Genomic DNA, 21,906 nt, shown 5'->3' with positions numbered 1-21,906 from the left:
ACTTACAACTTTTTTAATGCTTGTTTAATAATATCTTCTACAGAGGCCTCAGGATTAGCTTTTAGAATTACATCTACCACTTTTTCAGCAGTTTTGCGCACAAAACCAAGAACCTCTAAAGCAGATAACGCTTCATCGGCATTTGTATTGTTAATTGTAGGCAAAACTTCATCAATATTATAAAGTTTCAGTACTTTTTCCTGTAAGTCTAATATAATTCGTTGAGCCGTTTTAGCTCCAATCCCTTTGATACGCTGAATGCTCTTTGCATCCGCATTCGCAATCATTTGCAATAATTCTTTGGGTACAGTAGAAGATAAAATGTTTCGAGCGGTATTTCCACCCACTCCAGAAACTGAGATTAAAAGTTTAAATAATTCACGCTCCACTTTATCGATAAATCCGAATAAAGTATGCGCATCATCTTTAATTTGAAGAAAGGTATACAACTTAAGGTTCTCATCAGCACCAATAAGCGAATACGTATAAAGTGATATATTTATTTGGTATCCTACACCGTGACAATCAATAATCACTTCGGTAGGTGTTTTTTCAATTAATCTTCCTTGAATCTGCGCAATCATACTATCTAATTTTCATCAAAAATAGTAAATAATTTTAACTATTTACTAACATAATGAAAGGCAAACCAAGGAAGATTTTTGTTTTTATTTTTTTATTTTTTCTTGCGGCTCTCTCTTACTTGAGCATCCACCACAGCTACCGCTGTCATATTCACCATTTCATCCACGCTTGCGCCTAATTGGAAAATGTGAACGGCTTTTTCAAGTCCCATAATAATTGGTCCGATTGAAGTCGCTTTATTTAATTCTTTCAACATTTTGTAGGTAATATTTGCTGAATCCAAGTTTGGAAAAACTAATGTATTCACTTTTTTATTTACCAATTTAGAGAAAGGAAACTTCGATTTTAACATCTCGTTGTTCAAAGCAAAATCCATTTGAATTTCTCCATCCACCACCATTTCTGGATAGTATTCATGTAAAATCTTCACTGCTTCTTTTACTTTTGTTGGAGAAGCGTGCTCTGCAGAACCAAAGTTAGTATACGATAACATAGCGATAACTGGATCTAAACCAAACATCTTCACTGTTTTCTCGACCATAACCGCGATTTTCGCTAATTCTTCAGCTGTTGGATTTGGATTAATTGCTGTATCTGCTAAGAACATCGGACCTCTTTTGGTCATCATCAAGTTAGCTGTAGCAATTTTATCTACTCCTTGTGCACGAGGAATTAACTCTAAGATTGGTTTTACCACAGTAGGGTAACTACGAGAATATCCAGTTAACAATACATCTGCTTGTCCAGTATTCACTAACATCGCTGCAAAATAGTTACGCTCTCGCATTAATTTTGACGCTTCGTATTGTGTAATTCCTTTGCGTTGTCTTGTTTTCCAGTATAAATCTGCAAATACAGCTCTTCTTTCTTTCTCAAGTTCTGATTTAGGATCGATAATTTCAACATCTGCATGAAACTCAATCTCTTTTTTCAACTCTAAGATGGTTTCTTTATCTCCCAATAAAATTGGAGTAGCAATTCCTTCTTCGTAAGCGATTTGAGCAGCTTTCAATACATCCAGGTGATCTGCTTCAGCATAAACCACGCGTTTTGCATCGATTTTAGCGCGATTAAACAACATACGCACTAATTTGTTATCAGAACCCATGCGTTCTTCTAACTCTTGCTTATATTTATCCCAATCCGTTATCGGCGCTTCTGCCAATCCAGATTCCATTGCAGCTTTAGCAACTGCTGGTGGAACTACAGCAATTAAACGAGGATCAAATGGCTTAGGAATGATATACTCACGACCAAAGCTCAATTTAGTTTCTCCGTATGCGATATTCACTTGTTCTGGCACCGGTTCTTTAGCCAATTTAGCTAACGCAACTACAGCTGCCATCTTCATTTCTTCGTTGATTTTCGTAGAACGAACATCCAAAGCTCCTCTAAAGATATAAGGGAATCCTAATACGTTATTCACTTGGTTTGGATAATCAGATCTACCAGTAGCCATGATCACGTCTTTACGTGTTTGAACCGCTACATTGTAATCGATTTCTGGTTTTGGATTAGCCATTGCAAATACAATAGGATTATCCGCCATTCCCAATAACATTTCTGGAGTTACGACATCCGCAGTAGAAAGACCGATGAACACATCACTTCCTTTCATTGCATCCATCAATGAAATATCGTAATCTACAGCAAATTCACGTTGCATATCTGAAATGCGATCATCGCCTTTCTTCAATACCCCTTTACTGTTGAACATCAAAATGTTTTCTTGTTTTACACCAAATGCAACGTATAAATTAGCACAAGCAATCGCAGCAGATCCTGCCCCTGAAACCACCATTTTCACTTCGTCAATTTTCTTTCCTGCTAATTCTAAAGCATTCAATAAAGCTGCCGCAGAAATAATTGCTGTTCCATGTTGGTCATCGTGCATTACTGGAATGTTCAATTCCTCTTTCAATCTTCTTTCAATTTCGAAAGATTCTGGTGCCTTGATGTCTTCTAAGTTGATTCCTCCAAAGGTTGGAGCAATGTTTTTTACTGTCTCGATAAATTTATCGATATCTGTAGTATCTACTTCAATATCAAAAACATCTATATCAGCAAAGATCTTAAATAAAAGACCTTTCCCTTCCATTACAGGTTTTGATGCTTCAGGACCGATATTACCTAATCCTAAAACGGCAGTACCATTGGATATAACAGCGACTAAGTTTCCTTTTGCTGTATATTTATAAACATTATTTACATCTTTTGCAATTTCTAAACAAGGCTCTGCTACTCCAGGTGAGTAAGCCAATGCTAAATCTCGTTGAGAAGAATATTTTTTTGTAGGTACTACTTGAATTTTTCCAGGTGTTGGTTTTGCGTGATATAACAACGCTTCCCTACGTAAGCTTTCTTTATTCATAAAAATATTTTTAACCGAATAAACAAAGTTACCTCTTTTTAAAGATAATTTAATGTTAGAATTTTATTCCTTTAAAAATTTAATATTCCTCACTAATCCCGTATACTTTGTTCTTTTTACTGCGGATTTTCTAAAGATATCATTAAAAACCTCATTTGTAAGTTCTTCCCACTCCTTGTTGGAATAATTCATTAACGCCTCGTTAGGAGTAAATCGAGGTTCATTATGAGGTTTAGCAAAGCGATTCCATGGACAAACGTCTTGGCAGACGTCACAACCATACATCCAATTGTCAAATTGACCTGCAAATTCGGCTGGAATATCGTCTTTTAATTCAATGGTAAAGTAGGAAATGCACTTGGATCCATTCACGATATAAGCACTTTCAATAGCCCCTGTTGGGCAAGCATCTATACAGCGGGTGCACTTTCCACAATGATCTGTAGTAGCTCCATCTAATTCTAGTTCTAAATCAATGATTAATTCCGCAATAAAGAAAAAAGACCCCACCTGTTTTGAGATAAGGTTGCTGTTTTTTCCAACCCAACCTAATCCGCTTTTTGCTGCCCAAGCTTTATCTAAAATTGGTGCAGAATCGACAAAAGCACGACCATCCACAGCGCCAATATTGTCGTGAATAAAATGCAGTAGTTCTTTTAATTTGTCTTTAACCACGTAGTGATAATCCTCACCATATGCGTATTTTGAAATTTTATAAGCTCCATCTGTCTGTTCTTGTTCCGGATAGTAATTAAACAAGAGCGAGACAACACTTTTGGCTCCCTCGACAAGTAAGGTTGGATTCAAGCGCTTGTCAAAATGGTTTTCCATGTATTGCATACTTCCATGCATATTGGCATTCAACCACTTTTCTAGGCGTGGAGCTTCTTCTTCTAAAAAACCAGCTTCAGAAATACCACAAGACAAAAAACCTAAGCGCTTTGCTTCGGCTTTAATGAGTGCGGCATAATGAGATTTTTTATCCATAAAGATTTACAAGTCAAATAATCCACCAACAGATTTAGTACGTCCAAGGTGTTTAAACGCTAACTCCGTAGCTTCACGACCACGAGGAGTACGGATAATGAATCCTTCTTGAATCAAGTATGGTTCATATACTTCTTCTAGAGTTTCCGCATTCTCCGATACTGCAGTAGCCAAAGTTGATAGACCTACAGGTCCTCCCTTAAATTTATCAATGATGGTAGAGAGAATTTTATTATCCATTTCATCCAATCCACGAGCATCCACATGGAGCGCATTTAAAGCGTATTTAGAGATTTCGATATCAATGCTACCATTTCCTTTGATTTGTGCGAAATCGCGCACCCTACGCAGTAATGCGTTGGCAATACGCGGCGTTCCACGACTACGTCCAGCAATTTCAATCGCAGCTTCTAAATCGATTGGTACATTGAGAATCGAAGCACTTCGTTCGATAATTGTTGCCAACAATTCTTTAGAATAATATTGCAAACGACTTTGAATCCCAAAACGGGCACGCATTGGAGCCGTTAATAAACCAGAACGCGTCGTTGCACCAACTAAGGTAAACGGATTGAGGTGAATTTGAACCGAGCGCGCATTAGGCCCAGATTCAATCATAATATCAATTTTGAAGTCTTCCATTGCAGAATATAAGTACTCCTCTACAATAGGACTTAAACGATGAATCTCGTCAATAAACAAGACATCACGTTCTTCCAGATTCGTCAATAATCCAGCTAAGTCTCCTGGTTTATCCAAAACGGGGCCTGAAGTAATTTTGATTCCTACATTCAACTCATTCGCTAAAATATTAGCCAACGTCGTTTTTCCCAATCCTGGAGGTCCGTGAAATAAAGCATGATCCAAGGCTTCCCCACGTTGATTTGCCGCAGCCACAAATATTTTCAGGTTTTCCAAAACACTATCTTGACCCGCAAAATCATCAAATGATAGGGGTCTCAGTCTTTTTTCAACATCGAATTCCTCTTGGTTGAAATGCTTGGTAGTAGGATCTAAATTCTCATTCATAGAACAAAGATAAATTAAAAAAAGGGATACAAAAAAACGCCATTCAAAAATGAATGGCGTTTTTATATCTATACTAAATTAATTTTAGTGGTGTAATTGCTCCTCACCTTCCATATAAGGCATAGTTTGAGGTGCGTAATCTTCTGGTAATCCAGGTTTACTATAGTCATAAGGCCATCTGTAAACAACTGGTAACTCACCAGGCCAGTTTCCATGGATGTGTTCTACTGGAGTAGTCCACTCTAAACTGTTTGATCTCCAAGGGTTTTGAGGTGCTCTCTTACCGTAGAAAATACTAACAAAGAAGTTCCATAAGAATACTAATTGGAATGCCGCTCCTACTAAAGCAAATACTGTAATCAATACGTTCACATCATAGAATTCATCAAATAATGGGAATGCTGTATTTGAGTAGTAACGACGAGGTAAACCTGCTAATCCGATGAAGTGCATTGGGAAGAATACTCCGTACGCACAAACTGCAGTTACCCAGAAGTGAATATAACCTAAGTTTTTATTCATCATTCTTCCGAACATTTTAGGGAACCAGTGGTAGATACCAGCGAACATTCCGTAAAGTGCAGAGATACCCATTACTAAGTGGAAGTGAGCGATAACGAAATATGTATCGTGTACGTTAATATCTAATGTTGAATCTCCTAAGATAATACCTGTTAAACCTCCTGTAATGAACGTAGAAACGAAACCAATACAGAATAACATTGCAGGGTTCATTTGGATATTACCACTCCAAATTGTAGTAATATAGTTGAACGCTTTTACTGCAGAAGGAATTGCAATCAATAATGTTGTAAAAGTAAACACAGATCCTAAGAACGGGTTCATACCCGATACGAACATGTGGTGACCCCAAACGATTGTTGATAAGAACGCAATACCTAAGATTGAAGCAATCATCGCACGGTATCCGAAGATTGGTTTACGTGCAGAAGTTGCGATAATTTCAGATGTAATACCCATTGCAGGTAAGATTACGATATATACCTCAGGGTGACCTAAGAACCAGAATAAGTGCTCAAACAATACTGGTGATCCTCCTTGGTAATGTAAAACTTCTCCAGCTAAATAAATATCTGATAAGAAGAATGAAGTACCGAAACTTCTATCGAAAATCAATAATAATGCAGCAGATAAAAGAACTGGGAACGATACGATACCGATAATAGCTGTAACAAATAACGCCCAAATTGTCAAAGGCATTCTTGTCATCGTCATTCCTTTTGTTCTTAAGTTAACTACAGTAGCTACGTAGTTCAACGATCCCATTGTAGAAGAAACGATGAAGATAGCCATAGAGATTAACCATAATGTCATCCCCATACCAGAACCTGGGATTGCTTGTGGAAGTGCACTTAAAGGAGGATAAATTGTCCATCCTGAAGAAGCAGGTCCACCTTCTGCGAAGATTGAGATAACCATTAATACCGCAGAAACAAAGAAGAACCAGTAAGATAACATGTTCATGAATCCTGAAGCCATATCACGTGCTCCAATTTGCAATGGAATAAGTAAGTTCGAGAACGTACCACTTAAACCAGCAGTTAATACGAAGAATACCATGATTGTTCCGTGCATTGTAACCAAAGCAAGGTAAATATCATTTCTCATTACTCCGTCTGGAGCCATTTTTTCTCCTAGTAACCATTTGAATACCTGAAAAGATTCTTCAGGCCACGCAATTTGCATTCTAAATAAAAGGGACATTACAATCCCGATGATTCCCATAATAATACCCGTAATTAGGTATTGTTTTGCAATCATCTTGTGATCTAAACTAAATACATATTTAGTAAAGAAATTTCCTTTATCGTGATGATCGTGATCGTGATCATTAATTATTTCGTGTCCTATTGCTGACATAGTATAAGTTTTAATTTAATTCGTGAATTATTTAACTACTTGAGCGATAGCTTCCGTTTCTACTTCTTCTGTGATAACTTCTGTTTCAACAGCAGGAGCAGCTACTTCTTCTTCTTTAGCCCCATTTTCAGCAGCAACTTGATCTGCTAAAGTAGGTAACTCTTTTAACCAAGATTTAAATTCTTCTTCTGTAGACACAACAACTTTAAGTTGCATGTTATAGTGCGAAGCTCCACAAATTTTATTACATAATAATAAGTAATCAAATGTATATGGATCTAAAGGCTCATGACCTCCAGCGATAAGCTCTTGACTTCTTTCAGCTCTAATATTATTAATATTATTCACTTTACTAACAATCGATTCACGAGTTCTCATTTCTTCTGTTGTAACGCTAGGTACAAAAGCGAATTGAGTAACCATCCCTGGTACACAGTTCATTTGCGCTCTAAAGTGAGGCAAATAAGCCGAGTGTAACACGTCTTGAGATCTAAATTTCAAAACAACTTTCTTTCCAACTGGTAAGTGAAGTTCTTTTGCCATTTTATCATCTTGAGCATTTGGGTCTGTCATATCAACCCCTGCTACGTTAACGCCTTTAATAAAACGCACGTTAGCTTTTCCTAATGTATTGTCTTCACCAGAATAACGAACATCCCAAGCGAATTGTTTTGCATACACTTCGATGTTGATTACTTCTTCTTCTTGATCAACAAACATGATATCATTCCAAGCGAACAAACCGTAAAGGATTAAACCTGTTAACGTAATTGTTGGAATGATTGTCCAAGCTGCTTCTAATTTATCATTATCAGAAAAGTATCTTGCTTTTCTTCCTTTAATACCACGTGCTTTAAATGCGAAGTAGTGTAATAAGAATTGAGTAACAATCTGAACAAAGAAAATTAATCCCATTGAAATCCACATAAGATTATCAACTGTTTTTCCGTGTTCCGATGCTGAATCACCCATTAATGGAAAACTTCCATATTCTACTAAACAAAATATTGTAAATACGTAGATGAAAGCTAGGAAACCGAAAACGACATAACCTTGTATGTTATTATCCTTTGGATTCGCTACTTGAGATGAATAGTCATCAGGACCTGACCCTACTTGCGTTAAATCAAATATCTTAGTCAATTGCCAAATTGCAATTCCCAATAATACAACTATCGCTACTATTAATAAACTAGTCATTGGTTTATTTTTAATTATTAATAATGAAAATGTTTACTTTCTTCGATTAGCGGGTTGTTCTTAGCTAATAATGGAGCTTTAGAAATTGCTGTAAATCCAACATAGATAAATAATCCGATGAAGAACATTAACGCTGCAATTTCAGGAACACCGATAAACCAAGATCCACCAACAGTACCAGGGCTAATCATAATAAAGAAGTCTAAATAGTGACCTACAATAATACAAGTACCAGCCATAACTACAATCCAAGATAGACGTTTGAAATCTGTGTTGATCAATAATAATAAAGGCAACACGAAGTTCAATACTAACATTCCGAAGAATGGTAAGTTATACTCTTGAATTCTGAAGATAAAGTATGTAACCTCTTCTGGAATATTTGAGTACCACTGTAACATGAATTGCGAGAACCAAAGATAAGTCCAGAAAATACTTAAACCAAACATAAATTTAGCTAAATCGTGAATGTGACTTGTGTTCACGAATTCTAAGTAACCTTTTCCTTTCAAATACAAAGTAGTAAACGCGATAGTAGTAATACCAGTTACAAAGAAACTAGCAAATACGTACCATCCGAATAAAGTACTGTACCAGTGTGTATCAATAGACATAATCCAGTCCCATGAAGCCATTGATTCAGTAACAATAAAGAAAGCTAAGAAACCAGCAGATGCTTTAAACATTTTTTTGTGGAATGTTAAATCACCTGTTTCGTCTAATTTCAACGATTGCTTTCTCATATAGATTCTATATAAGTTCCAACCACCTAAGAAAATGATTGCTCTTATCAAGAAAAATGGAATATTCAAGTAACCTGTTTTTCCTTGAATCAAAGCGTCGTGTTCAACAATAGCAGGATCCATCCAAATGAATAGGTGGTTACCTCCTAGTGAACTTGCTACTAATAAAAGGAAGAATATAATAGACCCAGGCAATAAATAAGCCGTCAATCCTTCCATAACACGGAAAAGAACTGGAGACCATCCTGCTGCTGCTGCGTGATTGATTCCGTAAAAAGCTAAAATCCCAAGAGAAACAAGCATTACAAAAATACAAGCAACATATACAGCTGTCCAAGGTTTATTTTGCATCTGTGTTAGCACATGCTCTAAATGTTTTTGATGAGCATCGTGATCAGCATCCGAAACTTCGCTGTGATCTGCGTGATGTCCACCACCATGGTGAGCTTGCTCATTTAAAATCTGCTCTACATCAGCAGTTGTCTTTGGTGCACTGAAAAACCCATACGCAATCCCTACTAATCCTAGAACCATCAGGACTAACGCAAAGGTTTTCAAATTTTTTGATAATGTGTACATATCTAAACTTTCAACTAAGTTTTACAATTTATTATTCTGATTTCAATTTAAGCACATAATCAGTAACTAACCAACGCTCATGTTGCGTTAATTGGTTTTTATGTGATCCCATTGAATTCAAACCATAAGTAATAACGTGATAAATTCCTCCTTCTGTAAGTTCTCTATCATGATAGTTAGGAACCCCTAAGAATTTCTCTCTTTTCACTAAATTACCTTTTCCATCTCCTTTTGCACCGTGACAAACTGAGCAGTAAATTGCATACAACGCTTTACCTTTCTCTAAATCTTTTTCATCTGCAGTTAAGGGTGATTTTAAATGTAGTCTTGCTTCAGCCAAACCTTCTGGAGTATCAGCATACTCTTCTGGTTGAAATCCACGAGGCACAGATCCCTCTGCAGGAAGTTGTCCTTCCTTACCATTTGCAAAAACAGTAGTCGGAACTTCAGCGTATGTTTCATATGCAACAGATTCGTACATATTAGGCATAAACTGATAGTTAGGACGCTCTTTATTAAAACACGACGTAGTCAAAACAGCTACACCTGCTAAAGTTACTATTTTATATATCGATTTCATGCTACTATTACTTTTCAATTACTTTAACTTCAACTGCTCCTGTACCTTTGAAAAATTCAATTGCAGTATTTTCGTCTCCATGTAAAGCAACCTCCATTAAGAAATGGTCATCAGTTGTTCTTACATCTGGGTTTTCAGCTGTTTTAAATGGCCATAATTTACTTCTAAAGAAGAAAGTTAATACCATTAAGTGAGCAGAAAACAACACAGTCATCTCAAACATAATAGGCACGAAAGCTGGCATATTTTGAATAAAACTAAAACTAGGTTTACCTCCAATATCTTGCGGCCAATCCACAATCATAATGAAATACATCATGCTTGTTCCAAATGCTAAACCTACTAAACCGTATAAGAATGCACAAATAGCTAATCTAGTTGGTTTTAATCCCATCGCCTTATCTAGTCCGTGAACTGGGAAAGGCGTGTATATCTCTTCAATGTGATGGTGAGCAGATCTCGTTTCTTTAACTGCATCTAACAACACATCATCATCATTGTATATTGCGTGAATAAACTTATTACTCATAACGAATTAGTGATTTAATGATTGATGACCTTCTTTACTATCTCTTTCTTTTTTGTAGTATTCACCTGATGATTTCAAGATAGTTTTCACCTCTGCTTGCGCAATTACAGGGAAACTTCTTGAATATAACAAGAATAATACGAAGAAGAAACCGATTGTTCCAATATAGATACCAGCATCAACAAATGTTGGTTGGAACATTGTCCAAGATGACGGTAAGTAATCTCTGTGTAACGACGTTACGATAATTACGAAACGCTCGAACCACATCCCCACGTTTACAACGATTGAGATAATAAACGAAGCTAAAATGTTAGTTCTAATTTTTTTCACCCACATAACTTGTGGAGAAATTACGTTACAAGTCATCATCAACCAGTATGACCACCAGTATGGACCAGAAGCACGGTTCAAGAATGCGTATTGTTCATACTCTACTCCTGAATACCAAGCTACCCATAACTCTGTGATATAAGCAACCCCAACCACAGATCCTGTAATCATTACGATGATGTTCATCAACTCAATGTGCTGAACTGTAATATAATCTTCTAAGTTCGATACTTTTCTCATGATGATCAACAACGTGTTTACCATTGCGAATCCAGAGAAGATCGCACCCGCAACGAAGTACGGAGGTAAGATTGTTGTATGCCATCCTGGGATTACTGACGTAGCAAAGTCAAAAGATACAATCGTGTGTACAGAAAGTACAAGAGGAGTAGCTAAACCAGCTAATACTAAGTGAACTTCCTCAAAACGTTGCCAGTCTTTTGCTCTACCCGACCAACCGAAAGATAGAATTGAATAAACTCTTTTTGTAAATGGGGTGATAGCTCTATCACGTAACATTGCGAAGTCAGGTAATAAACCAGTCCACCAGAATACTAATGATACTGATAAATACGTAGAAATCGCGAATACGTCCCATAATAACGGTGAGTTAAAGTTTACCCATAACGAACCGAATTGGTTTGGAATAGGTAATACCCAGTACGCTAACCAAGGGCGACCCATATGTATAATAGGGAATAAACCAGCCTGAACTACTGAGAAAATTGTCATTGCCTCAGCAGAACGGTTAATAGCCATTCTCCATTTTTGTCTAAATAATAATAATACAGCAGAAATTAATGTACCGGCGTGACCGATACCAACCCACCAAACGAAATTGGTAATATCCCAAGCCCATCCAACAGTTTTATTTAATCCCCAAGTACCTATACCTGTTCCTACAGTATAAGCCATACAGCCTACTCCCCATAGGAAAGCTAACAAAGCAATAGTGAAAACTCTCCACCATAATTTATTTGCTCGTCCTTCAACAGGTCTAGCCACATCCACAGTTATATCGTGGTAAGATTTCTTACCGATAACTAAAGGTTTTCTAATGGGTGCTTCGTAATGTGACGACATAATCCTTTATATGTTTCTTTAATTAATAATTCTTTTTAAACTAGATATTTCTAACCTTAACGTGGTAGAATACATTTGGTTTTGTACCAATGTGCTCTAACAAGTGGTATGTTCTATCTGATTCAGCTAATTTAGTAATTTCTGATTCTTTTTCATTAACATCTCCGAATACCATAGCTCCACTTGAACAAGCTGCAGAACAAGCAGTTTCGAATTCGTTTGGACGAACCGCTCTACCTTCATTCTTCGCTTTCAAGATTGTCGCTTGTGTCATTTGGATACACAATGAACATTTTTCCATTACCCCTCTTGAACGAACTACAACGTCTGGGTTTAATACCATACGTCCTAAATCATCATTCATGTGGAAATCGAACTCATCATTTTGAGCATACAAGAACCAGTTGAAACGTCTAACCTTATAAGGACAGTTGTTTGCACAGTATCTAGTACCAACACAACGGTTATAAGCCATATGGTTTTGACCTTGGCGACCGTGTGATGTAGCAGCTACTGGACATACTGTTTCACAAGGAGCATGATTACAATGCTGACACATTACAGGTTGGAAAACAACTTGTGGATTATCCGCAGGATGCTCTAATTCCATATAAGCAGAACGAGCTTCTGAGAATCCTTTTGCTGTTACTTTCTTATCAACATCTGCAGCAAATGTATCTTCTGATGAATAGTATCTATCAATACGCAACCAGTGCATATCTCTACTTCTTCTTACCTCTGATTTACCAACTACTGGTACGTTATTTTCAGCGTGACATGCGATAACACAAGCCCCACATCCAGTACAAGCATTTAAGTCAATCGATAAATTAAAGTGGTGACCTACAGTACGATCGAATGATTCCCAGATATCAATTGATGCCGCTCTTACTTCTTGGTGATCGTAAGAAACCATTGGGAATACGTTCCACTCTTCAGCATCTTTTGTATTGAAAATTTCTAATGTAGTATCTTTAACGATATCCCCTCTACTCATTAATGTGTTTTGTAACTGAACACAAGCAAACTCATGGTTTCCTGATGCTTTAGCTACAGTAACATTTTGTACATTTTCGAAGTTGTGATATAAAGTGTAAGCATTAACACCTACTTGCATATCTTCTTTTAAGCTTGCTTTTCTTCCGTAACCGAAAGCTAAACCAACTGTTCCAGCCGCTTGTCCTGGTTGAATTAATGCAGGTACATTTTCTAATGCAACACCATTTGCAGTAATTGTAACATAGCTACCATCTAAACCACCGTTAGCTACGTGGAAGTTTTCAATCCCTAAAGCTTCTGCATCAACGCGAGAGATAGTTAAGTAGTTATCCCATGAAACACGTGTGATTGGATCTGGAAACTCTTGTAACCAAGGGTTATTTGCTTGTTGTCCATCTCCCATACCTGTTTTAGAGTATAATACTAACTCTAAACCTTCTCCTTTTTTAGCTTTGCTTAAGGCAGCAACAGCAGAAGAGAAATCAGCAGTAGCTGATACTTTGGTATTTTCACCTGATACAGCGAAACCATCGTGAACCAATTGATTCCAAGTTAATCCATTTACATAAGAAGCGCTAGTTGCTTTGATGTAGTCATAATACGCTGTATTATTTCCATTCCACAACAATAAAGCCTCTTGGAATTGTCTTGTATCAAATAATGGTCTGATAGTAGGTTGTGTAACTGAATAGTGACCGTTTTTGATCATCACATCACCCCAAGCCTCTAAATAATGAGGAGTAGCTGCTGCGATTGTAGCCTCTAAAGCAGTTTCGTCTTCTTTCATTGAGAAGCTAACTGAAGTTTTCACTTTCTTCAATCCTTCAACGAAAGCAGCACTATTTGCTAACGTATATACTGGGTTGATTCCTGACATAATTAAAGTATGAACTTTACCTGCGTTCATTTCTTTAATCAACTCAGTAACTTTTGCAGCATTACCTTGTCTTACGTATTTTGTTTGTTCTGGCATGAAAGCCTCTGCTTGTAAAGCTTCGTTAATTGCAAGAACAACTAATTGAGCATTTACATCATCTAAACCTGTAACAACAACTCCTTTTGAACCTGCTGCTTTTACTTGTTTAGCTGCTTTCATAATAGCTTCGTCGTACGCTGTATTAGCAGAAGAAACAGACCCTCCTACGATTGCGTTGTACAATTTCACTAATGCTGCTTTTTGATCAGCAACAGATAATGGAAGACGAACGTCAGCATTAGCTCCAGAAAGACTCATATTAGCTTCAATCTGAATGTGCTTAGACATTACTCCATTTTTAGGAATACGATTTTGCGCGTAAGCTGAATCGTATCCTCCACCTTGCCAATCTCCTAAGAAATCTGCACCTACAGAAACGATTACACTAGCTTTACCGAAATCGTAATCAGCTAATCCACGTTTTCCGTATGCTTGTTCATAAGCATCTGCAGCTGCAGAAGATGAAATCGCATCGTACACTACGTGTTTCGCATTTGGATAAGTTTCGATAAACTCTCCGATTAATTTATCAGTAGAAGGACTTGCCATTGTATTCGTCAATAACACAACGCTACCTCCTGTTGCTTTAGCATCTTGTAAACTTGCTCTTACCTTAGCATCTACATCATCCCAAGAAGCATTTTTCCCTTCGATTTTTGGCGCTTTTAATCGCAAGCTATCATACATCGAAAGTACTGATGCATGCACACGTGCGTTCGCACCAGAATATGCATTTGCAAGTTTGTTATTATCAATTTTGATTGGACGACCCTCACGAGTCTTAACCAAAACATTCACAAAATCAAAACCATCTGCGATTGTAGTCGCATAGTAGTCCGCAATTCCAGGGATAATTTCCTCTGGTTGAACTACGTAAGGAATTGACTTTATTACTGGTCCCTCACAAGCAGCTAACGTTGCTGCAGCTGTTGAAAAACCAACATATTTCAAAAAGTCTCGACGAGTTGTTGAAGAAGAAGACAATTTGTTTTTGTCTCCAAGAAATTCATCTGTAGGAATTTCCTCAACAAACTCATTGTTTCTTAGCGTCTCAACAATAGAACTATTATCATTCAGCTCTTCAACACTTTTCCAGTATTTTTTGTTTGATGCCATTGTATATAAATATTAGCTTCTTATTCTTAAATAATTCTTAATAGTGACATTTACCACACTCAAGTCCACCCATTTGAGCAACTGTCAACTTCTCTACTCCGTACTTGTTAGCAAGTTCTTCATGGATTTTAGCATAGTAAGCATTATCCTTTAACTTAACATCAGTCGTTCTGTGACAGTCGACACACCATCCCATTGTCAATGGAGAGTGTTGTCTCATGATTTCCATTTCTTCAACTGGTCCGTGACAAGTTTGACATTCTAAACCAGCAACATTTACGTGTTGTGAGTGATTGTAGTAAACGAAATCAGGTAAATTATGAATACGAACCCATTTTACAGGCTTCTCTTTACCAGTATATTTTTGAGTTGAAGGATCCCATCCAACAGCGTCATATAACTTTTGAATCTCAGCAGTGTAAAACTCTGGAGTATATTTCCCATAGTCTGTTCCAGCATCACCTGTAAACTCACTAATGCTCTTATGACAGTTCATACAAACATTCAATGATGGAATTCCTGAAGTTTTACTAGATCTTGCAGATGAGTGACAGTATTTACAATCAATACCATTATCTCCTGCGTGAATTTTGTGTGAAAAGTGAATTGGCTGTACAGGCTCATATCCTTTATCTACTCCTATTTGCATCATAAAGCCATAAGCAAAATACGATCCAATTAGAATAAAGATAATTGTAGAGCAGATTACTAAGAATTGATTTTTCACAAACGCTTTCCACAATGGAACTGTTTGACGAACTTCTTCTGTCAATCCATTAGCCTCAACAACTTTATTCAATACTTTTTTAACAAGGAAAAGCATCGTTACCAATAATAACAACACTACTACTAATGCTCCTAATACAATCATATTAGAAACTGCATCTCCACCACCTTGTCCCTGAGCACCCTCTGTACTTGCAGTAGGAGCTGGAGCTTCAGCTTTTGGTTCAGACACATACGCCAAAATATCGTCAATATTTTGGTCAGATAAACCTGGGAAGTCGTTCATTACAACTTTGTTCCACTCGCTGAACAGTTTTACTGCACGAGCGTCACCAGATTTAATCAAAGATGAACTACTTTTAATCCACTTGTGTAGCCACTCTACATCCCCGTCGTGACGTTCAACAACTCCACGAAGTGCAGGTCCTGTAGAAGCCCCATCTAACTTATGACATGCCGCACAGTTAGAATTAAACAATTCCTTACCTTTTGCTGCATCCTGCGCAAACGAAATTGTAGAAAACGATAGCATTAATGCTAAACAAAAGAATAAAATCTTTGAAAACGAATTATGGTTACCCACTTTTTTCATAGTTATAAATTGATTTTCAACTAAACTTGGTCTTTCTAATAACAGCAATAATCAACTATTATTCAATACACCTTATTTACAAACTCCGACAAAAATACAATTTATGCATAACTCTTAAAACCTTTAACGACCTTAATCTTTAATTTATACGCGTTCTAAATAAAGGCTTTCCACGCAATTTTCAAGAATAATTGTAAATTTGCTTCAAATACATTTCATTATGAGAATTTTAAGAATATTTCCGGTTCTTTTTTGCTTGTTTTTTACGCATCTTATAAGTTATGCTCAAGAGCGAAATAACGCTATTCAAGAGCCCTTAGCCATAAAAAAACTAGTTGAAGCGAAAAGAAGTACAACAACTTCAGGCCTAAACACTGATAAATACAATATTCAAGTTTTTTATGGAAAAAACAATGAGGCAAAAGCCGCACTAAGTCGCGTCAAAAGACTCTACCCAGACTTAGAAGCAACCTTAGTTTATTCTAACCCTTCCTACAAGGTTTTAGCAGGAAATTTCAAGACGCGTTTAGAAGCAGAGCGATACCTTCAAACCATTAAAAAGGATTTCGACAATTCACTCCTTCTTCGTCCAGGAAAATAAAAAATAAAAATCCCGTTGTACAGTTGCACAACGGGATTTTCTTTTATTTGTTCACTTCGAAACATTATCCAACAATGTTGATAATTTTTCCTGGTACTACAATCAATTTTTTAGGCTCGCGTCCTTGTAATTGAGCTTGTGTTCTTTCGTCAGCTAAAATTATTTGCTCAATTTCTGTCACACTTAAATCCAATGGCAATTCAATTTTAAAACGCATTTTTCCATTAAAAGAAACAGGATATTCTTTTGCATCTTCTACTAAGTACTCTGCTTTAAATTCCGGGAATGCTTGATCTGAAATTGTCTCTGTATGTCCCAACATACTCCAAAGTTCTTCAGCAATATGTGGCGCATAAGGAGCAACCAAAACAGCCAATGGCTCTAAAATAGCTCGGTGGTGACATTTTTGTTGTCCCAACTCATTGACACAAATCATAAACTGAGAAACAGAAGTATTGAATGAGAAAGCCTCGATGTCTTCCTGTACTTTTTTAATCGTTTTATGTAGCGACTTATACATCTCTTTCGTTGGTTCCTCATCTACTACAACAACAGCTGTATCATCAGCATACAATCTCCACAATTTTTTCAAGAAACCAAAAACGCCAGAAATACCTGCTGTATTCCAAGGTTTCGCTTGTTCTAATGGCCCTAAGAACATTTCGTATAAACGCAGCGTATCCGCACCATATTCTTGGCAAATATCATCTGGATTAACCACATTGTAGTATGACTTAGACATTTTCTCTACTTCATGCCCTACAATATATTTTCCATTTGCATTGCAAATAAATTCTGCCGTAGCATAATCAGGTCTCCACGCTTTAAATCCTTCCGTATCTAATTCGGATGAGTTATTTACCAAACCAACATAAGCATATAACTGCTGTACTTTTTCATCTTTAATCATATCCTTAGAGATGAATGTATTTGTTCCTTCAATTCGGTAAACGAAAGCAGAAGTACCCAAAATCATCCCTTGGTTGATCAATTTAGCGAAAGGCTCTTCTGTTGGAGCCACGCCCATATCTTTTAAAAACTTATTCCAAAAACGGCTGTACAATAAATGCCCTGTTGCGTGTTCGCTTCCTCCTATATATAGGTCAACATTTTGCCAGTAATTCAATGCTTCTTCAGATGCAATAAATTCTTCATTTGTAGGATCCATATAACGCATCCAGTACCAAGAAGAACCTGCCCAACCTGGCATTGTATTTAATTCCAATGGAAAAATCGTTTGCTCGTCAATCAAGTCATTCGAAACTACCTTATTATTCACGGTATCCCAAGCCCATGTATGTGCATTCCCTAAAGGCGGTTGTCCATCCTCAGTTGGCAAATACTTCTCTACTTCCGGCAATAAGATTGGCAAATACGCTTTGTCAATCATTTTAGGCAATCCATTTACATAAAACACAGGGAATGGCTCTCCCCAATAACGTTGACGTGAAAACACAGCATCGCGTAAACGGTAATTTGTTTTTCCTTTTCCTTGACCTAATGCCTCAATAGCAGCAATTGCTTTAGCTGAGGCTTCTTTATAAGCTAATCCATTCAAGAAATCAGAGTTTTCTAAAACGAAACCTTCTTTTTCAGCAAACGCCTCTTCACTGATGTCTTGATTGAAAATATTTTTAATTGCAATTCCAAAGTGTTTTGCAAAAGCATAGTCACGTGTGTCTCCAGCAGGAACAGCCATAACAGCTCCTGTTCCATATCCCGCTAATACATAATCACCAATCCAAATTTCAATTGGTTCTTTTGTAAAAGGATGTTCCGCATAAGCCCCAGTAAAAACACCTGAGATTTTCTTCACATCTGCCATACGATCGCGCTCACTTCTTTTCGACGTTGCTTCGATATACGCTTCTACTTCTGCTTTTTGTTCTGCTGTTGTAATTTTTCGTACTAAATCATGCTCTGGAGCTAAAGTCATAAAACTCACACCAAAGATTGTATCTGGACGTGTTGTAAACACTTCAATCGTATCTGTAGATTCTTTTAAATTAAAAATCACAGAAGCACCTACTGATTTACCAATCCAGTTGCGTTGACTTTCTTTTAAACTTTCCGTCCAATCAATTGTATTTAATCCTTCTAACAAACGTTCTGCATACGCAGAAATACGCATACTCCATTGCTTCATTTTTTTGCGAATCACTGGATGACCACCACGTTCTGATAAACCATCTTTAATTTCGTCATTCGCTAATACGGTCCCCAAAGCTGGACACCAGTTCACTTCTGTTTCTGCTAAATAAGTTAAACGGTATTGCAACAACACTTGTTCTTTTTCTTCTACTGAAAAAGCATTCCATTGTGCTGCTGTAAAAATTTCAATAGACTCATCGCAAACCGCTTGTACAGTTGCATTTCCTTCTTGCTCGAATAACGCTACTAAAGTTGAGATTGCTTCCGCTTTATCTGACACCTTATTATACCATGCATTGAACAATTGGATAAAAATCCATTGAGTATGTTTATAATAATCCGCATTGGAAGTGCGAATCTCACGAGACCAATCAAAAGAAAATCCGATTTGATCTAATTGTTCTCTATAACGTGTAATATTTACTTCTGTAGTAATAGCTGGATGCTGTCCTGTTTGAATCGCATATTGCTCAGCAGGTAATCCAAAGCTATCATATCCTTGAGGATGTAGCACATTAAAACCTTTGTGTCTTTTGTAACGCGCAAAAATATCTGATGCAATATACCCCAGTGGATGTCCCACGTGAAGTCCTGCTCCTGATGGATAAGGAAACATATCTAGTACATAATACTTCGGTTTATCAGATGTATTTGAGGTTTTAAAAGTTTCATTCTCTTTCCAAAACTTTTGCCATTTCGCTTCAATTTCGCTTGGATTGTATTTCATAGTAAAAATATCATTTATTACACCTGTTCTTTCTCGATGACTTCGAAAAAAAACGCCAACTTGTCGCAAAAATAAACTATATTTATAACAATTAGAAAAGTTTAATCGTAATTGTGTTTTAAAAACACTTTTGTTTTTTAATTTTACAGCTTTAAAAATTGCATTATGACGTCTACTTATGAAAAATACCAAAAGCGAAAATTAATTTCGTCTTATTTTTCTGTAATACTGAGTATTTTCTTGGTTCTATCTTTATTAGGGGCCTTGAGTTTATTTGTGATTAACTCCAAAAGGATATCAAATAATTTCCGAGAAAATATTCCCATGACTATTTTCTTTAACGATAAGGCTTCGCAATCAGAATTTGATGCGTTTTCTAAGAAATTAGGGGAAGCTCCGTATATCAAGAGTTTCGACTTCATCTCTAAAGAAGCTGCAGCAGAAAGTCAAAAAGAAGATTTAGGCGAGAATTTCTTGGAATTCTTGGGTTACAACCCTCTTCAAAACTCATATGACATCTATATTCAAGGAGATTATGTGGTAACGGATAGTTTAGCTACTATAGAAAAGGACTTTCTGAAGACACCAAATATTGAAGAAATTCTCTATGACAAACAATTAGTTGAATTAGTCAATCACAACATTACACGCATCACCAATTGGGTGCTGATTATTGCAGCTATCTTAACGGTTGTTTCTATGTTACTAATAAACAGCTCTTTGCGTTTATTAATTTTCTCAAGTCGCTTTACTATTAAAACCATGCAAATGGTTGGAGCAACTAAAAACTTTATTCGCCGTCCATTTATTTGGCACAGCATGCGTTTAGGACTTATCGGATCGATATTAGCTGTTATTGCTTTAGTTGCTTTAACCTTCTACCTAGATAAGAAATTCCCAGATCTTGAACTTAATCCTACGGTCAATTATATGCCGTTGGTTATTGTTGGATTGGGTATCATCCTAACGGGTATTATTATTACAACCATTAGTACATTCTTCGCTACACAGCGATTCTTAAATCTTAAATCAGACGAACTATACTAGATATGAAAAAAGATAACAACCCTTCAGGCTTTTTGTTTTCTAAACAAAATTACACCTTACTCCTTGTAAGTTTTGCGATTATAGCCTTGAGTTTTATCCTTATGGGAGGAGCTTCTAATGATGATCCTACACAATTTAATGAGGCCATCTATAGTTTTAGAAGAATTCACTTGGCACCAGCTGTGTTTTTTATTGGTATTGGTGTAGCCATTTATTCCATTTTTAAAAAAGATAAAAAACAATCATAACAAACTAATTTTATGGATTTAATACAAGCCATCCTTCTAGCTATTGTAGAAGGACTTACTGAATATTTACCTGTTTCATCTACCGCTCATATGATCTTTTTGAGCTCGTATTATGGGATTCAGGAAGATGATTTCGTCAAACTTTTTCAAACCGCTATTCAATTCGGAGCTATCTTAGCTGTAGTTGTTCTTTATTGGCGTAAATTTTTTGATTTCAGTCGTATTTCATTCTATAAAAAATTAGTTTTTGCTGTTATTCCAGCTCTTGTTTTAGGGAAGTTATTGGACGATAAAATCGATGCTGTTTTAGGAGAAACCATCTACATTGCTATCATGCTAATTGTCGGAGGATTTGTTCTAATTTTTATTGATAAATACTTCAAAAATCCAAAAACAGTACGCGAAGAAGACATCACCATCAAGCAAGCAGTAACGATTGGTTTTTGGCAATGTTTAGCGATGATGCCTGGAACAAGCCGATCTGCAGCCTCAATTATCGGAGGAATGCAACAAGGACTTTCTCGTCAGGTAGCTGCTGAATTCTCATTCTTTTTAGCGGTACCTACTATGGCTGCTGTAACAGTTTATTCAATCGTATTCAAAAAATACGAATCTGGAAAAATGGGATATGAATTACTTTTTGACAATACAGACAACTTAAAATTATTCCTTTTAGGCAATGTTTTAGCGTTTATCGTTTCTATTTTTGCCATCAAATTTTTCATTGGAATTATCAAAAAATACGGATTTAAACCTTGGGGATATTACCGCATCATTGCGGGTGTTCTTTTATTGATTTACTTCGGATACTTAAAAAACTAAA

At 36.6% G+C, this 21,906-nt stretch carries 17 protein-coding genes; 4 read left to right on the top strand and 13 right to left on the bottom strand.

The annotated features are described in order from the left end of the window. Positions 1-2 precede the first annotated feature (2 nt). From ruvA to ACUTSE_RS00600, 12 genes are all read right to left on the bottom strand, one after another. Entirely contained in the window at positions 3-584 is a 582-nt protein-coding gene (gene ruvA / locus ACUTSE_RS00655; RefSeq protein WP_002989866.1) for a Holliday junction branch migration protein RuvA, read from the bottom strand. Positions 585-676: 92 nt separating this feature from the next. After that, positions 677-2,956, bottom strand: a complete 2,280-nt coding sequence (locus ACUTSE_RS00650; RefSeq protein ID WP_445638862.1) for an NADP-dependent malic enzyme — start codon at positions 2,954-2,956, stop codon at positions 677-679. Positions 2,957-3,019: 63 nt separating this feature from the next. Then, positions 3,020-3,943, bottom strand: a complete 924-nt coding sequence (gene queG / locus ACUTSE_RS00645) for a tRNA epoxyqueuosine(34) reductase QueG (protein ID WP_445638861.1) — start codon at positions 3,941-3,943, stop codon at positions 3,020-3,022. A gap of 6 nt (positions 3,944-3,949) precedes the next feature. Beyond that, on the bottom strand, positions 3,950-4,972 hold the full coding sequence (ruvB, locus tag ACUTSE_RS00640) for a Holliday junction branch migration DNA helicase RuvB (RefSeq protein WP_002989861.1): 1,023 nt from the start codon (positions 4,970-4,972) through the stop codon (positions 3,950-3,952). 84 nt (positions 4,973-5,056) lie between these two features. After that, entirely contained in the window at positions 5,057-6,853 is a 1,797-nt protein-coding gene (locus tag ACUTSE_RS00635; protein WP_060872673.1) for a cytochrome c oxidase subunit I, read from the bottom strand. Between the two features lie 27 nt (positions 6,854-6,880). Continuing rightward, the gene (locus ACUTSE_RS00630; RefSeq protein WP_445638860.1) at positions 6,881-8,053 is read right to left on the bottom strand and encodes a cytochrome c oxidase subunit II; all 1,173 of its coding nucleotides are present in this window, start codon (positions 8,051-8,053) and stop codon (positions 6,881-6,883) included. Positions 8,054-8,070: 17 nt separating this feature from the next. Continuing rightward, positions 8,071-9,375 carry a hypothetical protein gene (locus ACUTSE_RS00625; RefSeq protein ID WP_002989855.1) on the bottom strand — a complete coding sequence of 435 codons (1,305 nt, stop codon included), beginning with the start codon at positions 9,373-9,375 and terminating at the stop codon, positions 8,071-8,073. Between the two features lie 31 nt (positions 9,376-9,406). Then, a complete protein-coding gene (locus ACUTSE_RS00620; protein WP_060872985.1) occupies positions 9,407-9,955 on the bottom strand; it encodes a c-type cytochrome in 549 nt (182 codons plus the stop codon). Between the two features lie 7 nt (positions 9,956-9,962). After that, on the bottom strand, positions 9,963-10,484 hold the full coding sequence (locus ACUTSE_RS00615) for a DUF3341 domain-containing protein (protein WP_002989852.1): 522 nt from the start codon (positions 10,482-10,484) through the stop codon (positions 9,963-9,965). Between the two features lie 6 nt (positions 10,485-10,490). Continuing rightward, positions 10,491-11,900 carry an NrfD/PsrC family molybdoenzyme membrane anchor subunit gene (gene nrfD / locus ACUTSE_RS00610; protein ID WP_002989851.1) on the bottom strand — a complete coding sequence of 470 codons (1,410 nt, stop codon included), beginning with the start codon at positions 11,898-11,900 and terminating at the stop codon, positions 10,491-10,493. 40 nt (positions 11,901-11,940) lie between these two features. Beyond that, on the bottom strand, positions 11,941-14,991 hold the full coding sequence (locus ACUTSE_RS00605; protein ID WP_445638859.1) for a TAT-variant-translocated molybdopterin oxidoreductase: 3,051 nt from the start codon (positions 14,989-14,991) through the stop codon (positions 11,941-11,943). A 37-nt stretch (positions 14,992-15,028) separates the two neighbouring features. Continuing rightward, positions 15,029-16,309, bottom strand: coding sequence for a c-type cytochrome (locus ACUTSE_RS00600; RefSeq protein WP_445638858.1), 1,281 nt, complete (start codon positions 16,307-16,309; stop codon positions 15,029-15,031). Between the two features lie 220 nt (positions 16,310-16,529). Here ACUTSE_RS00600 and ACUTSE_RS00595 point away from each other — a divergent pair, with 220 nt between their 5' ends. After that, complete coding sequence (locus ACUTSE_RS00595; protein ID WP_002989848.1) at positions 16,530-16,910, top strand: SPOR domain-containing protein; 381 nt, start codon at positions 16,530-16,532, stop codon at positions 16,908-16,910. Positions 16,911-16,974: 64 nt separating this feature from the next. Here the strand turns inward: ACUTSE_RS00595 and leuS are convergent, their stop codons facing one another. Next, entirely contained in the window at positions 16,975-19,788 is a 2,814-nt protein-coding gene (leuS, locus tag ACUTSE_RS00590; RefSeq protein ID WP_445638857.1) for a leucine--tRNA ligase, read from the bottom strand. A 165-nt stretch (positions 19,789-19,953) separates the two neighbouring features. Here leuS and ACUTSE_RS00585 point away from each other — a divergent pair, with 165 nt between their 5' ends. Genes ACUTSE_RS00585 through ACUTSE_RS00575 form a run of 3 tightly spaced genes read left to right on the top strand, consistent with a single transcriptional unit; the run spans position 19,954 to position 21,905 of the window. Next, positions 19,954-20,835 (top strand): cell division protein FtsX, encoded by an 882-nt coding sequence (locus ACUTSE_RS00585; RefSeq protein WP_445638856.1) that lies wholly within the window; start codon positions 19,954-19,956, stop codon positions 20,833-20,835. 2 nt (positions 20,836-20,837) lie between these two features. Beyond that, positions 20,838-21,083 (top strand): DUF3098 domain-containing protein, encoded by a 246-nt coding sequence (locus ACUTSE_RS00580; RefSeq protein WP_002989845.1) that lies wholly within the window; start codon positions 20,838-20,840, stop codon positions 21,081-21,083. A 12-nt stretch (positions 21,084-21,095) separates the two neighbouring features. Further along, the gene (locus ACUTSE_RS00575) at positions 21,096-21,905 is read left to right on the top strand and encodes an undecaprenyl-diphosphate phosphatase (protein ID WP_002989843.1); all 810 of its coding nucleotides are present in this window, start codon (positions 21,096-21,098) and stop codon (positions 21,903-21,905) included. Position 21,906 lies beyond the last annotated feature (1 nt).

Source organism: Myroides sp. TSA_177.3 (assembly GCF_052691955.1).
Note: the sequence above shows the minus strand (reverse complement) of the source record. Positions and strands in the feature narration are given on the sequence as shown.

Excerpts from the sequence above, each read along its gene's own strand:
- ACUTSE_RS00575 (WP_002989843.1), top strand. The coding sequence starts at position 21,096 with ATGGATTTAATACAAGCCATCCTTCTAGCTATTGTAGAAGGACTTACT.
- ACUTSE_RS00600 (WP_445638858.1), bottom strand. The coding sequence starts at position 16,309 with ATGAAAAAAGTGGGTAACCATAATTCGTTTTCAAAGATTTTATTCTTT.
- ACUTSE_RS00625 (WP_002989855.1), bottom strand. The coding sequence starts at position 9,375 with ATGTACACATTATCAAAAAATTTGAAAACCTTTGCGTTAGTCCTGATG.
- leuS (WP_445638857.1), bottom strand. The coding sequence starts at position 19,788 with ATGAAATACAATCCAAGCGAAATTGAAGCGAAATGGCAAAAGTTTTGG.
- ACUTSE_RS00615 (WP_002989852.1), bottom strand. The coding sequence starts at position 10,484 with ATGAGTAATAAGTTTATTCACGCAATATACAATGATGATGATGTGTTG.
- ACUTSE_RS00630 (WP_445638860.1), bottom strand. The coding sequence starts at position 8,053 with ATGACTAGTTTATTAATAGTAGCGATAGTTGTATTATTGGGAATTGCA.
- ACUTSE_RS00595 (WP_002989848.1), top strand. The coding sequence starts at position 16,530 with ATGAGAATTTTAAGAATATTTCCGGTTCTTTTTTGCTTGTTTTTTACG.
- ruvB (WP_002989861.1), bottom strand. The coding sequence starts at position 4,972 with ATGAATGAGAATTTAGATCCTACTACCAAGCATTTCAACCAAGAGGAA.
- queG (WP_445638861.1), bottom strand. The coding sequence starts at position 3,943 with ATGGATAAAAAATCTCATTATGCCGCACTCATTAAAGCCGAAGCAAAG.
- ACUTSE_RS00605 (WP_445638859.1), bottom strand. The coding sequence starts at position 14,991 with ATGGCATCAAACAAAAAATACTGGAAAAGTGTTGAAGAGCTGAATGAT.
- ACUTSE_RS00650 (WP_445638862.1), bottom strand. The coding sequence starts at position 2,956 with ATGAATAAAGAAAGCTTACGTAGGGAAGCGTTGTTATATCACGCAAAA.
- ACUTSE_RS00585 (WP_445638856.1), top strand. The coding sequence starts at position 19,954 with ATGACGTCTACTTATGAAAAATACCAAAAGCGAAAATTAATTTCGTCT.
- ACUTSE_RS00620 (WP_060872985.1), bottom strand. The coding sequence starts at position 9,955 with ATGAAATCGATATATAAAATAGTAACTTTAGCAGGTGTAGCTGTTTTG.
- ACUTSE_RS00580 (WP_002989845.1), top strand. The coding sequence starts at position 20,838 with ATGAAAAAAGATAACAACCCTTCAGGCTTTTTGTTTTCTAAACAAAAT.
- nrfD (WP_002989851.1), bottom strand. The coding sequence starts at position 11,900 with ATGTCGTCACATTACGAAGCACCCATTAGAAAACCTTTAGTTATCGGT.
- ACUTSE_RS00635 (WP_060872673.1), bottom strand. The coding sequence starts at position 6,853 with ATGTCAGCAATAGGACACGAAATAATTAATGATCACGATCACGATCAT.
- ruvA (WP_002989866.1), bottom strand. The coding sequence starts at position 584 with ATGATTGCGCAGATTCAAGGAAGATTAATTGAAAAAACACCTACCGAA.